This is a genomic window from Limnobacter parvus (assembly GCF_024623725.1).
GTDB classification, from domain to species: domain Bacteria; phylum Pseudomonadota; class Gammaproteobacteria; order Burkholderiales; family Burkholderiaceae_B; genus Limnobacter; species Limnobacter parvus.
Genome location: NZ_JANKHG010000017.1, coordinates 38,030 through 51,360, shown reverse-complemented (window position 1 = coordinate 51,360; position 13,331 = coordinate 38,030). Strand labels below are relative to the sequence as shown.

Genomic DNA, 13,331 nt, shown 5'->3' with positions numbered 1-13,331 from the left:
ACAAATGATGTGCACTACTTTTAAGCACGTGAACATGCAAATCAAACAACTCCAAGTGGCGTATGCCCCAGAACATGACCGTATCCTGATGCGAATCAATTCGGCAGAGAACCAGGAAGTGCGCGTGTGGCTGACGCGCCGCATGGTACGCATGCTGATTCCCAGCCTGGATGAGATGATGCAAAAGCTGCTGGCCAGCGACCGCCCACTCAATGACGCAGGTCGTAAAGCCTTGCTGGAAATGAGCCGGGAAGTGTCACTTTATTCGGCCGACTTCAAAAGCCCATTCCAAGATAAAAATACCACCACCCCGTTGGGTGTTGACCCCTTGCTAATTACGCAAATTGAACTGCGCCCAAATGGCGACGCTCACAACTCGGATCTGGTTCTGAAATTGGTGGCTGGCAGTGGCAAGGGGTTCGAGATGCGGATGGCCGAGCAGTTACAACACGGATTTGCCGACTTATTGATTAAAACCTGCGGGCAGGCCGACTGGGGGCTTCAGTTCAAGAGCTCCTCCAGCATTATTGAGCGGCCAGAGACCCGTCACCTGAACTAGTTGGAAATAAATCGAACTAAACGAATCTTTTCCCCCACTTAAATTTTTGAACGAAAATGAGGGGATAGTCATGGGTAGTCCAGTCAGTAACAGTTCAGCCGTTTCTCGAGTTGATTTTGCCGAAACACGGGCAACAACTCAGCCCAAAAAACAAAGTGCATTCAGCAAAGGGGTTTCTAAAATCGCAGAGTTTTACCCCGTAAAACAGGGTCTGGATTTTGTGAATAAAAACCGTATATCGTTGAGCGCTGGCGTTCTTAGCGCTCTTGTCTTGGGGCCTCTAGCTACTCTAGCTGTGGTTGGTGTAATCGCCGTTGCCAGGCATTTGATCGACAAATCCCGAGCTCCCAATCAAACACCCACTCTCGAAGCGCCGCCCAAACAATCTACTCAACAAACAACCCAACAGCCTGCTGGTCAAGCACGGGCAAACTGATCCAACAAATACTGGGGCGTGTTGCGCAAAGTTTCACGCACCCTCCTGTATTCAACAGCACATGGTGTATTCAAAGCTGGGCAATATTCATCGCAAATCCATTGAAATAGTTGTTTGGCTGTTGAACTCATCTAATTTCAAAAGCACTTAAATGGATATCAACAACTAAGCTCAAACCATGAACAATCCAATCAGTTCAAATCAACAGACCCTAACAACAAGTTCATCGATACCCCGTAATCCAAGCTTGTTGAACAAAGCCAGCAGCTTCAATACCAAGGTTTATGGGATCGCAGGTGATTTTCACCGTCGGCAAGCCAATCGATGGTCAGAACAAAACGGCCTCGTGAAATTTGTTTCATCACCTCTCATGTTGGCATCTGGATCTCCCGCAGCATTCGCCGCAATCGGTTTGTATCAGCTTGGCAAATCGGCTGTGAATGCAATCAAAAAGTCTGGTGAACAATCGTCTGCGAGCAATACCAATTCACCTGCTGCAATTAGAGTCACGGAACGAACTCACCTACTGAGAAACAATTCAGCCGACTAAAAACAATTGCTGCACATCATTTAAAAATCGAAAACCCAGTTCGGTGGGCTTGAACAAACCTGGCTGGGCTTCAATCAAGCCTTTGCTTAAAGCCGCATTCAAGGGCTTTTGCAGGTCGCTTAATGGCCTGCCGCAGCGCTCAACAAACCAGCTTTCCGGTGCACCATCCACCAGTCGAAGCGCATTCAGCATGAATTCAAATGGAAGTTCTTTCACCGCCAAGGTTCGCACCTCCAGAGGTTGTGCCGCGCCTTCCATTTCTTCCATGTAGGCCATGGGGTTGCGGTGACGATTTTCACGTTCAATGCGGTTGGAGTAGCTGATTTTGGCGTGCGCGCCAGCGCCTACGCCCAAGTAATCGCCAAACCCCCAATAGTTCAGATTGTGCTGGCTACGATGCCCCGGTTTGGAGAATGCCGAAATTTCATAATGCTCGAATCCTGATTGCTTTGCAGCTTTGTGCACAGCCTCTTCAATATCGACCAAAGTGTCATCGTCAGGCAAAGGCGGCGGCTTGGCGGCAAATAGCGTGTTCGGTTCCATGGTGAGCTGGTACAGGCTTAAATGCGTGCTGTTCAATGCCACCGCCTGGGCCACATCTGCCAAGGCCTGTTCCACATTCTGATGCGGCAAGGCATACATCAAATCAATGTTTACCTCGTCGAACAAGGCCACCGCACTGCGCACGGCAGCAATGGCCTGTTCGCTGTTGTGCACTCTGCCCAAAGCTTTCAAATGCGAATCAGAAAAACTTTGAACGCCGATCGACAATCGATTCACGCCAGCCTTGCGAAACCCTTCAAACCGGGCTTGCTCAAAAGTACCTGGGTTCGCCTCCATGGTAATTTCGCCGGTTTGTGGCATGCCGAAACGTGCGCGAACTGCTGCCAGAAGCTCGTCAATCAGCTCCGGGGCAAACAGGGAAGGCGTGCCACCGCCAATAAAAATGGAATACAGTTTTCGACCCCAGATTTTTGGCAATTGCTGATCAAGGTCGGCGACAAGGGCATTCAGGTAACGGCGTTGCAGCTCAATGGGCAGGGAGTCTGCGAAGCCGTGCTCGCTTTGCACGGCTTTGGGTTCAAGCTGAATCGCCACTTCACGCAACTGGCTTTGGGGTGCCAAATGGCTGTTGAAATCGCAGTAAGGGCACTTGCGAACGCACCAAGGCAAGTGAATATAGAGCGCCAAAGGTGGCATGGCAGCAAAGCGCAATTCACTGGGCATGAATACCCTGCCCGCCAAATTGCTGGTGGATGTCGCACCTGAATTTGACATGAATGCGGGCTTGTCGCTGCCGTTTTGTTCCACTTAACTTCCTGTTTTAGTCAAACCCAAACGCTGTTGCAACTCAAGCAACAAAGCTTGCGTGGCCTGCGCCCGGTGGCTGAATTGATTCTTCTGTTCTTTGGGCATTTGAGCCGCCGTGCACTGGTGTTCAGGAAGCCAAAAATGAGGGTCGTAGCCAAAGCCATGTTCACCTTGAGCGGAATCGATCACTTCTCCCCACCACATTTTTTGGGCGATGGTTGGCGTGGGGTCGTCAGCGTGAGCCACCCAGACCATGGCACACACAAAGTAAGCGCGGCGATCATCAACACTTTTCAGTTTTTCAACCAAGCATGCATTGTTGTTCGCGTCGCTTTTATCCTGTCCAAACAAGGTGGCATACCGGGCCGACAACACACCGGGCGCGTCCCCAATTGCAGGTACGCAAAGGCCGGAATCATCGGCCAAGGCCGGGCGGCCTGTAAGGCGGCTGGCGTACCGGGCTTTCGTTAGCGCATTTTCCACAAAGGTGTGAAAGGGCTCCTCCGCGTCGGGCACACCCAACTCACCTTGGGCCACCCAATTCACACCCCAAGGCGAGAACAAATCCTGAAATTCGCGCAGCTTGCCTTTGTTGCCGCTGGCCAGTACCCATTCGTTGCTCAATGCCATTGCCTTATTTTCCAACTCTTTTCCTTATGCTTGCAGCGCAGTTTTCTGCAAGCGAACCAGTTCGCCAATACCGGCTGCTGCGGAATCCAGCATGCCATTCAATTCATCGCGGCTAAAGGCTTCGCCTTCGGCTGTGCCCTGCACTTCTACAAACCCGCCTTTCTCGGTCATCACCACATTCAAGTCAGTTTCACAGGTGGAGTCTTCGTCATAATTCAAGTCAAGCACAACCTGACCATTCACCACACCCACGGACACGGCAGCCACAAACTGCTTGATCGGACTTTCGGCCAAGGCACCGCTGGCCACCAATTTGCCAATTGCGTCGGCAACGGCCACCATGGCCCCTGTGATGGAAGCAGTGCGCGTACCGCCATCGGCCTGAATCACATCACAATCAATTTTCAGGGTGCGTTCACCCAACTTATTCAAATCGACGGCAGCGCGCAATGCACGACCAATTAGCCGCTGAATTTCCTGTGTGCGCCCGCTTTGCTTGCCACGCGCGGCTTCACGGTCCATGCGGGAATGTGTGGAACGGGGCAACATGCCATATTCAGCGGTCAACCAACCTTGGTTCTGGCCCTTCAGAAAGCCAGGTACCTTGTCTTCCACACTGCAAGTGCACAGCACATGAGTGTCGCCAAACCGAACCATGACTGACCCTTCCGCATGTTTGGTGTAATTGCGTTCAAGGCTGATTTTTCGTAAGGCTTTGGGGTTGCGGCCATCGGGTCGTGCGCCTGCTGTGTTGGGGGTATTGCTCATGTAAAAACTCTCCAGTGCATATCGATTTGTGTTGCGGGCATTATGGCGCATCTTCCAGGTCGAGAAACAACTGCGCCTGCCCTTTGGCATTGCGGGTTTCACGGGCAGCCTGTTCGATTGCTGCGTCGGCGGGTGTAATCAAATGGCTGGCTTTGATGCCCAACAAGCGAATGGTTGAATGAACCCCCTTTTCGTCAAAAGCCACTTTTTTAAGGCAGGCACGGGCAGCCTGCACAATCTCATCTGCATTGGCGACGAATTCGCCAGGGGTAGTATCGCGGGTTAGCGATTTGAAATCTGAAAAACGAACTTTCACACCTATTGTTTTGGCCAGACGCTGCTTTCGGGCCAAGTCTTGCGACAGCTTGTCGGCCAACTGCAAAAGCACTTGGGTTAAATTGTCGCGGTGCCGACGCACATGCATGTCGTGCTCAAAAGTGGTTTCCCGGCTGATGCTTTTGGGTTCGGAATACAAGGTCACTTCACGCCGGTCAATGCCATGGGCACTTTCATGCATCCACAACCCGTAGCTTTCGCCAAATCTTTCACGCAGCAAATCAACCGGTTGCGCAGCCAGCTCAGCAATGGTTTGAACGCCCATCAACTTCAGTTTTTCCTGTGCCTTGGGCCCTACTCCATTAATTTTTCCGACCCTCAAAGGCCAAATGATTTCCTGAAACTGTGCGGGCCGCACCACGCTAAGGCCATTGGGCTTTTGCAGGTCTGACGCTATTTTTGAAGTCAGCTTGTTTTCCGACAAACCCACGGAACACGTCATGCCGCCAGTGGCGTGCGTAACGGCAGCTTTCATGCGCCTGGCCAGATCAATGGCAGCTTCAAAATCACCGTCAGTTTCTTCTGTCAAATCGATGTAAATTTCATCAATACCGCGGTCTTCTACATTGGGTGCCAATTCCCCAACAGCAGCCTTGAATTGGCGCGAGAGGGTTTTGTACCACTCAAAGTCAGCAGGCAGCAAAATGGCATTCGGGGCCAGTTTGGCAGCTTTCATGGTGGGCATGGCGGAATGAAGACCCAGTGCGCGGGCTTCGTAGTTTGCGGTGGTGAGTACCCCGCGGCCCTGATACTGGGCAAGGGTTGGGAATTGCTGGCCGGGCAATGGCTGCACACCACGGCGGCCGCCCACCGCCACCGGCAAACCTTTCAACGCTGGGTTGCGCACCAGTTCCGCGTTGGCGTAAAAGGCGTCCATGTCCAAGTGCGCAATGATTCGACCCGCCAAAAACGCCCCCACAGAAAACATGCAACAGCACAGAGTTTACAATCCATGCACGATCGACACACACGCACAGGCCGCAAATGAGCAAGGACAGTAAAAACACCGCTGCAGTACACAGCATGACAGGCTTTGCCAACGCCCAAAGCAACACCCGGGCGGGCAACTTGAGCATGGAACTGCGCAGCGTGAATTCCCGCTTTCTGGACCTGAACTTTCGCATGGCCGATGACCTGCGCACAGTTGAACCCCTGATCCGCGAAAAGCTGATGAATGCCCTTAGCCGAGGCAAGGTGGAATGCCGTATTTCCTGGGGCCGTGCAGAAGGCGAAAAACGCATACCGAAAGTAGACCTTGAACAGGTCAAGCAACTGGCCGCGCTGGAAGCCAGTATTCAAAGCGCTTTGCCCAAAGCCAATGGCTTTCGAATTACCGAGGTGCTGAACTGGCCCGGCGTGGTGGAAGACAACAGCCTGAGCGGTGAAGAGCTTCAGGAAATAATTTCAAACCTTTGCGACCAGGCCATTGACACAATGAAGCAAAGCCGCGAGCGCGAGGGTTCGGGATTGGCCGCCGTGCTGCTTGAGAAAGTGGATGGAATGGAAGCGATTGTGAACAGCCTGCTGCCCATGTTGCCGCAATTTCTGGCGCACTATGAAAGCAAAATTCGTGAGCGAATGACCGAAGCGTTTGACAAAATAATTGCCGACAAAGCCAGCCACCTTACCGTTGACGATCTTGAAGAACGTATCAAGCATGAGGTGGCCTTGCACAGCGTTCGCATTGACGTGAAAGAAGAAGTGGAGCGCTTGCAAACTCACTTTACTGAGGTGCGCCGCATTCTGAAAAAAGGCGGCGTAATCGGCAAGCGCCTGGACTTTGTAACCCAGGAACTGAACCGGGAAGCCAATACACTGGGCAGCAAAGCCCACGCGATTGCTCAAACCCAGGCCAGTATCGATTTGAAAGTGCTCGTGGAACAATTCCGCGAGCAAGTGCAGAATATTGAATAAATCGACCCTATTCAGTCAACAAGACCGGTTTGGCCTCTTGCAATTTGGTGATTAGATCGGCTGACAAATGGGCGCATTCTTCAGCATCCAGATACCCTCGAATGCCCGCGCGCTCATATTCGTTGAGTTGAGTAACCAGGGGCTTTACGATATCCGGGTTGGCCTGAAGGCGCCGTGGACTGGCCGACAGCAATACCAGTCGTGCACGATGTGCCAGTTGATCAGACCCGCCAAGCCTGGCTTCAACGCCCTGGTTAGCCTCGTGATCCCGCAGGAAACCCCTCGACACCTCTCTGACGCCCTGCATGAATGCAGTGATTTTTTCGACCTTTTTTGTGTGCGTGTCCGTGCCATTCAACAGCGCCTTGCCCAAGCCGTAGCCTTTGAATCCGCCTGGCGTACCAATCAGCGTTTGTGATCGAGGGTCTTGGTGGTCAAACTGTATTTCAGATTTGATGTTGTAACCTGCACCAATCAATTGCATGGCCAATAAACGTGCGAGGGTGCGTTGTGAAAACTCAGTTGCCCGATCGCAATTTGCATCTGCAAGTGCCGTGCGCGGGTCAATGCGCGCGAATTTTGGGCCAGGCCTGAAAAAAGAGTGGACCATGAAGTAACGCATGTCGGCCATTTTGCTGCAGCGCCCGCCGATTGTTCGAACTGAGCCATGCTCATTCACGTTACTCATCAGCGGTAACACAGACTCTATGCAGTCTCGCTCCAGCTCGTACGACGTACTTTCTCCAGCTTCTATTGCGCGTACATAATCCACCTGCATACCCCAAAGGCCAGTTTGCATAACGTTCACCGCTCTCTATTGAATCAAGGGACCACTGAGTAATGCGGCAATCCGAGAAGTTCCAAGTGGTCCCGTTCTGCGGGAATACCCAACAACGCAATTCAGGTATGGAACTGCTGGGCTTTTGCCTTAAAATCAGACATTCGAGACAAACCACACCAGTTGCATGAGCAAACCAGACCAACCCCAGCATTCCCCCAGTTACTCGGGCAGTCTTTTTATTGTCAGTGCCCCCTCGGGTGCCGGGAAATCGTCGCTGGTGAAGGCCTTGCTGGCCGAAGTGCAAGGCGTGGGGCTGTCCATTTCAAACACCACCCGCAAAGCGCGACCCGGTGAGGTAGACGGCAAAGATTACAACTTCATTTCCCAGCCGGAATTTGAGGCTTTGCGCGACCAGGACGGCTTTCTGGAATGGGCCCACGTGCATGGCAATTATTACGGTACATCCAAAGCTTGGGTGGAAGGCCAAATGGCCATAGACCGCGACGTGTTACTGGAAATTGACTGGCAAGGTGCCGAGCAAGTGGTTCGAAAAGTCAAAAACGTGGTGTCTATCTTTATTTTGCCGCCCAGCATGGAAGAACTGGAAAAAAGACTGCGCGGTCGGGGCACGGACACTGAAGAGGTGATTTTGAAGCGAATGGGTGCCGCTCAGCTTGAGATTGAGCAAGCAAGACGCTTTGATTATGTTATCCTTAACGATGATTTCACACAGGCTCTTCTTGAGCTGAAATCGATCGTCTTCGCTTCCCGTTGCCGTTTCAACCAGCAAATGGCTCGACACGGGGCGCAACTCAAAAGTATTGGACTTTAAGGACACCAGATGGCCCGCATCACCGTTGAAGATTGCTTGAAAAAGATCCCTAACCGTTTCGACATGGCCCTGTGCGCAACTTATCGCGCACGCATGCTGGCTCAAGGCCACACACCAAAAGTAAAGTCCGACAAAGACAAGCCCACTGTAACCGCCCTGCGTGAAATTGCAGCTGGTGAAATCGGCATCGAAATGCTGAAGCGCGTGCCCATTTAAATCGGGCTGCATTGCATTCAAAAAAGCCCGAGACCGGCACACGGCTCGGGCTTTGTTCGTAAAACTGACTGATTCTTCAGAGACCCCGGACTACGATTACCTTGAACAGACCCACCACTGCACCGTTAGACATCAAATTTGCCAAAATCAAAGCTGTGACATTTGCGCTGCGTCCCTGTCCGCTTCAAGAAAGTCTTGGGGCCTTGAAAAAGCGTCTCGGCCCGTCGCCTGGCGTTTACTCTGCCGAGCCTGCAGTGCTTGATTTTTCGGCTTGGGAAGAGACCGAACTAGTGGAACATTCCATCAGCTTAAGCGCCTATCTCGATGTGCTAAAAGCAGCCGGTGTTCATTTGGTTGAAATTCGCGCCCACAGCGCAGGGCTTGAAAGCCAGGCTGAAGAACTTGGTCTGCGTTTTGAAACTGGCGGCGATGAAACAGAGTCAACCACAGAATCCAAAACAGTACCTGTTGCCGACACAATCATTGAACCAATTATCGAGCAAGGTACGGCGCCCTTGTTTGAAACAGAATCCACACCTGATGTAGCCCAACACCCTGCCGTGCCCGAATTCGACAATGTCCGCCGAAGCATGGTGATTGAGCAATCTGTGCGCAGCGGCCAAAAAATTTACGCCCAAGGCGCAGATTTGATCGTGATGGGTCAGGTGTCCGCAGGCGCTGAAGTCATCGCCGACGGCAATGTACACGTTTACGGAGTATTGCGCGGTCGTGCATTGGCAGGTGCTGCAGGTGACACACAAGCCAGAATCCTGTCCACCTGTTTTGAAGCAGAACTGGTGGCGGTGGCTGGTTACTATTTAACTTTCGAGGGTGGTTTTCCCGAAGAAAATCGCTCCAAACCCACTTTAATTCATCTTGACCATGGCACCGAGCCGGCAGTATTGCGACTCAAAGCCATCAACATCCGCTAGGAGACTATTTGTGAGTCGAGTCATTGTTGTTACATCCGGTAAGGGTGGCGTTGGTAAAACAACCACCAGCGCAAGTTTTTCCGCGGGCTTGGCCCTGCGTGGTTTCAAAACAGTGGTCATCGACTTTGATGTGGGCTTGCGAAACCTTGACCTGATCATGGGTTGTGAGCGCCGCGTGGTGTACGACCTGGTTAATGTAATCAACGGCGAGGCCAACCTGCAACAAACCCTGATCAAAGACAAACACTGCCCCATGTTGTCGATTCTGCCTGCCTCGCAAACCCGCGACAAAGACGCATTGACCGAAGAAGGCGTGGAAAAGGTTATCAAAGACCTGATCGAAATGGGTTTCGAGTACATTGTTTGCGACAGCCCCGCGGGCATAGAACGCGGCGCCGTAATGGCTCTGACCTTTGCCGATGAAGCCATCGTGGTGACAAACCCGGAAGTGTCGTCGGTTCGCGATTCCGACCGAATCATTGGTATTTTGCAAGCAAAAAGCAAACGCGCCAAAGACGGTGGCGAGCCCGTTAAGGAACACTTGCTGATTACACGTTATTCTGCCAAACGTGCAGCCGACGGCGAAATGCTCAGCTACACCGACGTTGCTGACTTGTTGCGTGTACCACTTTTGGGCGTAATTCCTGAATCTGAAACCGTATTGCAAGCATCTAACCAAGGCATGCCAGTAATTCATGCTGAAGAAAACGACGCCGCCCTGGCTTATCAGGACTGTATTTCACGTTTTCTGGGCGAAACCAAACCGCTGCGTTTTGTAGACTATGAAAAGCCAAGTCTGCTGAAGCGCTTGTTTGGAGGTTAAGGCCATGTCACTACTTAGCATGCTGTTTGGCGAAAAGAAAAAATCCGCCAATGTTGCAAAAGAACGACTGTCTTTGATTATTGCGCGCGAGCGCGTGGATCAGGACGGACCCGACTTTTTGCCCCAAATGCGGGACGAATTGATGCAAGTGATTGCCAAATACGTCAAAATTGATCAAGAAGACGTCAAGTTTAACCTTCAAAAACAAGGCAATATGGAGATGCTGGAGGTCAATATCGTCTTGCCGGACCAGAAGTAAGCCTGCACAATAGAAATTCGTAGTCAAAGTTGTAACAGTTGTACAAAATGCGGGGGGCAATGCAAGTCAGAGAACTACAAACTGAGCCAAACCGACCCGATGTGGTCTCTATCGCACAGCTAATTGGACTTGCCTCGACTTATTTGCCCGAGGCTGAGATCCGGCGTGTTCGCGAGGCTTACAAGTTTTCTGACGTTGCACACCTTGGGCAATTTCGTGCCACGGGTGAGCCTTACGTAACGCATCCGATTGCTGTGGCTGAACTTTGCGCCAGCTGGCGTCTGGACAGCCAAGCCATCCAAGCCGCCCTGCTCCACGATGTGATGGAAGATTCGGGCACCACCAAAGAAGACTTGATCGAACGTTTTGGCGGTTCGGTTGCTGATTTGGTGGATGGGCTTTCCAAGCTCGACAAAATGGAGTTTTCTTCGAGGGAAGAAGCCCAAGCCGAGAACTTCAGAAAAATGTTGCTGGCCATGGCACGCGACCTTCGGGTCATTCTGGTGAAACTGGCTGATCGTTTGCACAATATGCGAACGCTCGACATTATGAGCCCCGCCAAGAAACGCCGAATTGCACTAGAAACCCTCGAAATTTATGCCCCAATTGCACACCGACTGGGCTTAAATGAAATTTTCCGTGAACTGCAAGAGTTGAGTTTTCAGCATGCTTACCCGATGCGCCACGATGTGCTGAAGAAAGCAGTTTTGGCGGCACGGGGAAACCGCCGCGAAGTGGTTGGCAAAATTCTGGAAGCGGTTGAAAAATGCCTGAGCGACGCCAACATTGAATGCCAAGTGTACGGCCGTGAAAAAGCTTTGTACGGCATTTACCGCAAAATGATAGAAAAGCGCTTGAGCTTTTCTCAAGTGCTGGATGTGTATGGTTTTCGGGTGGTGGTGAAAGACATGCCCGGGTGCTACATGGCCATGGGTATGTTGCATCAGCTGTTCAAGCCCGTCCCTGGCAAATTCAAGGATTACATCGCCATCCCGAAGCTGAACGGCTATCAAAGCCTGCACACCACCTTGCTTGGCCCCTACGGCACGCCCGTGGAATTTCAGATTCGTACTGAAGAAATGCACCAAGTGGCTGAGAAAGGTGTTGCCTCGCATTGGTTGTACAAAGGCGAAGGCGAGGCACTGAATAACATTCAAACCCAAACCCATCGCTTGTTGCAAAGTTTGCTTGATATTCAACACCAAACCGGTGATTCCGCCGAGTTCCTTGAGCACATCAAGGTGGACCTTTTCCCTGATGCAGTGTACGTTTTCACGCCCAACGGGAAGATCATGAGTCTGCCCCGCGGTGCCACTGTGGTTGATTTCGCCTATGCCGTACACACCGACGTGGGCAACCACTGCGTGGCCGCTCGTGTGAATCAGGTGATTGAACCGCTGCGCACCATTTTGAAGAGCGGTGATGTGGTTGAAATTATTACTGCGCCCCATTCAAGACCCAACCCGGTGTGGCTGGGATTTGTGCGTTCTGGCAAGGCCCGTTCAGAAATTCGGCATTATTTGAAGTCGATGAATCTGGAAGAAACAGTGCGCCTGGGCAGCAGGCTGCTTGAGCAGGCGCTAGAAGCAGACCAGATTAAGCTGGAACACCTAAGCAATGAGGTATGGGATCGCCTGCTGAAAGATTCGCAAGTGAGTACACGAGACGAACTGCTCGCTGACATTGGTGCAGGTAGGCGCGTGGCCCCAGTAGTTGCCCGCCGTGTTCTGATTGCCATGGGGCGGGCGGATGCGAGGGTAGACTCGCCTTCTGGTACCACTGGTGAAGTTCGCGCACCCATCATGATTCATGGTGGCGAAGGCATGTCGGTTCAACGCGCACCTTGCTGCTTGCCCATTCCCGGCGACAATATTATTGGCTATGTGCGAAAGGGCTCTGGCCTGATTATTCACACCGATGAATGTGAAACCGCTCGAAAGCAAATTCGCAAAGAACCCGAACGATGGACAGACGTTCAATGGTCTCCAGAAATTACCCGCCCCTTCGATGTAAACGTTGATTTGCAAGCCGTGAATGAGAAAGGCGCATTGGCAACCATTGCCGCCACCTTGTCGGATGCGGGTGCAAATATCACGAACCTGACCATGAGCGACGAAACGGCTTATCGCAAGTTGTTGCATTTCACCATTCAAGTGACTGACCGTGTGCATTTGGCGCGTATTTTGATGGCGTTGCGCAGGCTGGAATATGTGGAGCGTGTAACACGAGTGAAAGGCCGGGCGTTTGCCAAAGTGCGCTTGCCGGTGGCGGACACCACGACGCACTGATCTGCGAGTTTTAAGTCCCCGCCGGTTAAACACCCAATCGGCGCGAATCCCGGCTTTTGACTCAAAGCTGAACTTTCAAGTTGGCGATAACTCAATCCGCCACGTACTTCACTTCAACAATTTCCAACTCGTCCCGCCCGGCAGGCGTCATCAACTGCACCACATCGCCCTCTTTCGCCTTCAGCAAAGCACGGGCCACTGGTGAAATCCAACTGATGTGCCCTTTTGATGTATCTACTTCATCAACACCAACTATTTTCACAGTGAGCTCTTCGCCTTTGCCATTGATGTAGCTGACTGTGGCACCAAAAAAAATATTGACCAGTTCTTGTTGTGTGCTGGGGTCAACGATCTCGGCAATTTCAGTGCGTTTGGTCAAAAAACGAATTCGGCGATCTATTTCCCGCAAGCGCTTTTTGCCGTACAGATAATCACCGTTTTCTGAGCGATCTCCGTTTGATGCCGCCCATGAAACCACTGCCACCACTTCGGGTCGCTCTGTTTTGACGAGGTGAGTTAACTCATCGCGCAGTCGTCGATACCCCTGCGGTGTGATGTAATTTTTCAGCCCCTGAGGTAAGGCAGTTTGAGCATCAGCGCCATCGTCCTCGAATTCTGAATCATTTTCTTTGGTGAATGCCTTGTTCATGACCTTTCTCGTGAATTGCCCGACTAGACAGCCTGCGCAGAAGTGTG

The 13,331-nt window shown here is 51.9% G+C and carries 14 protein-coding genes; 8 read left to right on the top strand and 6 right to left on the bottom strand.

The genetic code is table 11. The annotated features are described in order from the left end of the window. Nucleotides 1-34: 34 nt before the first annotated feature. A complete protein-coding gene (locus NSP04_RS07380; RefSeq protein WP_257511705.1) occupies nt 35-559 on the top strand; it encodes a hypothetical protein in 525 nt (174 codons plus the stop codon). A gap of 974 nt (nt 560-1,533) precedes the next feature. On the opposite strand, the gene hemW is transcribed toward NSP04_RS07380, so the two are convergent. From hemW to dinB, 4 genes are read right to left on the bottom strand one after another with little or no spacing between them, the layout of a single operon-like run. Then, nucleotides 1,534-2,823: a radical SAM family heme chaperone HemW gene (gene hemW / locus NSP04_RS07375; protein ID WP_371825012.1), complete on the bottom strand. Its 1,290-nt coding sequence runs from the start codon at nt 2,821-2,823 to the stop codon at nt 1,534-1,536. Between the two features lie 33 nt (nt 2,824-2,856). Next, nucleotides 2,857-3,486, bottom strand: a complete 630-nt coding sequence (gene rdgB / locus NSP04_RS07370; RefSeq protein WP_257511703.1) for an RdgB/HAM1 family non-canonical purine NTP pyrophosphatase — start codon at nt 3,484-3,486, stop codon at nt 2,857-2,859. A gap of 24 nt (nt 3,487-3,510) precedes the next feature. Beyond that, on the bottom strand, nt 3,511-4,254 hold the full coding sequence (gene rph, locus NSP04_RS07365) for a ribonuclease PH (RefSeq protein ID WP_257511702.1): 744 nt from the start codon (nt 4,252-4,254) through the stop codon (nt 3,511-3,513). A gap of 40 nt (nt 4,255-4,294) precedes the next feature. Further along, a complete protein-coding gene (dinB, locus tag NSP04_RS07360) occupies nt 4,295-5,518 on the bottom strand; it encodes a DNA polymerase IV (protein ID WP_257511701.1) in 1,224 nt (407 codons plus the stop codon). A gap of 56 nt (nt 5,519-5,574) precedes the next feature. Here dinB and NSP04_RS07355 point away from each other — a divergent pair, with 56 nt between their 5' ends. Then, a complete protein-coding gene (locus tag NSP04_RS07355; RefSeq protein ID WP_257511700.1) occupies nt 5,575-6,504 on the top strand; it encodes a YicC/YloC family endoribonuclease in 930 nt (309 codons plus the stop codon). Nucleotides 6,505-6,511: 7 nt separating this feature from the next. On the opposite strand, the gene NSP04_RS07350 is transcribed toward NSP04_RS07355, so the two are convergent. Continuing rightward, entirely contained in the window at nt 6,512-7,303 is a 792-nt protein-coding gene (locus NSP04_RS07350; RefSeq protein ID WP_257511699.1) for a hypothetical protein, read from the bottom strand. 166 nt (nt 7,304-7,469) lie between these two features. Between NSP04_RS07350 and gmk the strand changes: the two genes are divergently transcribed. From gmk to NSP04_RS07320, 6 genes are all read left to right on the top strand, one after another. Then, nucleotides 7,470-8,117, top strand: coding sequence for a guanylate kinase (gene gmk, locus NSP04_RS07345; RefSeq protein WP_257511698.1), 648 nt, complete (start codon nt 7,470-7,472; stop codon nt 8,115-8,117). 9 nt (nt 8,118-8,126) lie between these two features. Further along, nucleotides 8,127-8,333: a DNA-directed RNA polymerase subunit omega gene (gene rpoZ, locus NSP04_RS07340; RefSeq protein ID WP_008251793.1), complete on the top strand. Its 207-nt coding sequence runs from the start codon at nt 8,127-8,129 to the stop codon at nt 8,331-8,333. A gap of 101 nt (nt 8,334-8,434) precedes the next feature. Beyond that, nucleotides 8,435-9,265: a septum site-determining protein MinC gene (gene minC / locus NSP04_RS07335; RefSeq protein WP_257511697.1), complete on the top strand. Its 831-nt coding sequence runs from the start codon at nt 8,435-8,437 to the stop codon at nt 9,263-9,265. A 10-nt stretch (nt 9,266-9,275) separates the two neighbouring features. Continuing rightward, nucleotides 9,276-10,088, top strand: a complete 813-nt coding sequence (gene minD, locus NSP04_RS07330) for a septum site-determining protein MinD (protein ID WP_257511696.1) — start codon at nt 9,276-9,278, stop codon at nt 10,086-10,088. A gap of 4 nt (nt 10,089-10,092) precedes the next feature. Then, nucleotides 10,093-10,347: a cell division topological specificity factor MinE gene (gene minE / locus NSP04_RS07325; protein ID WP_159571646.1), complete on the top strand. Its 255-nt coding sequence runs from the start codon at nt 10,093-10,095 to the stop codon at nt 10,345-10,347. A gap of 59 nt (nt 10,348-10,406) precedes the next feature. After that, nucleotides 10,407-12,635: a RelA/SpoT family protein gene (locus NSP04_RS07320; protein WP_257511695.1), complete on the top strand. Its 2,229-nt coding sequence runs from the start codon at nt 10,407-10,409 to the stop codon at nt 12,633-12,635. A gap of 91 nt (nt 12,636-12,726) precedes the next feature. On the opposite strand, the gene greB is transcribed toward NSP04_RS07320, so the two are convergent. Further along, entirely contained in the window at nt 12,727-13,284 is a 558-nt protein-coding gene (greB, locus tag NSP04_RS07315; RefSeq protein WP_257511694.1) for a transcription elongation factor GreB, read from the bottom strand. Nucleotides 13,285-13,331: the final 47 nt, after the last annotated feature.

Coding starts and splice junctions, on each gene's coding strand:
- dinB (WP_257511701.1), bottom strand. CDS start 5,518: ATGTTTTCTGTGGGGGCGTTTTTGGCGGGTCGAATCATTGCGCACTTG.
- rpoZ (WP_008251793.1), top strand. CDS start 8,127: ATGGCCCGCATCACCGTTGAAGATTGCTTGAAAAAGATCCCTAACCGT.
- NSP04_RS07355 (WP_257511700.1), top strand. CDS start 5,575: ATGAGCAAGGACAGTAAAAACACCGCTGCAGTACACAGCATGACAGGC.
- rdgB (WP_257511703.1), bottom strand. CDS start 3,486: ATGGCATTGAGCAACGAATGGGTACTGGCCAGCGGCAACAAAGGCAAG.
- greB (WP_257511694.1), bottom strand. CDS start 13,284: ATGAACAAGGCATTCACCAAAGAAAATGATTCAGAATTCGAGGACGAT.
- NSP04_RS07350 (WP_257511699.1), bottom strand. CDS start 7,303: ATGCAAACTGGCCTTTGGGGTATGCAGGTGGATTATGTACGCGCAATA.
- gmk (WP_257511698.1), top strand. CDS start 7,470: ATGAGCAAACCAGACCAACCCCAGCATTCCCCCAGTTACTCGGGCAGT.
- hemW (WP_371825012.1), bottom strand. CDS start 2,823: ATGTCAAATTCAGGTGCGACATCCACCAGCAATTTGGCGGGCAGGGTA.
- NSP04_RS07320 (WP_257511695.1), top strand. CDS start 10,407: ATGCAAGTCAGAGAACTACAAACTGAGCCAAACCGACCCGATGTGGTC.
- NSP04_RS07380 (WP_257511705.1), top strand. CDS start 35: ATGCAAATCAAACAACTCCAAGTGGCGTATGCCCCAGAACATGACCGT.
- minE (WP_159571646.1), top strand. CDS start 10,093: ATGTCACTACTTAGCATGCTGTTTGGCGAAAAGAAAAAATCCGCCAAT.
- rph (WP_257511702.1), bottom strand. CDS start 4,254: ATGAGCAATACCCCCAACACAGCAGGCGCACGACCCGATGGCCGCAAC.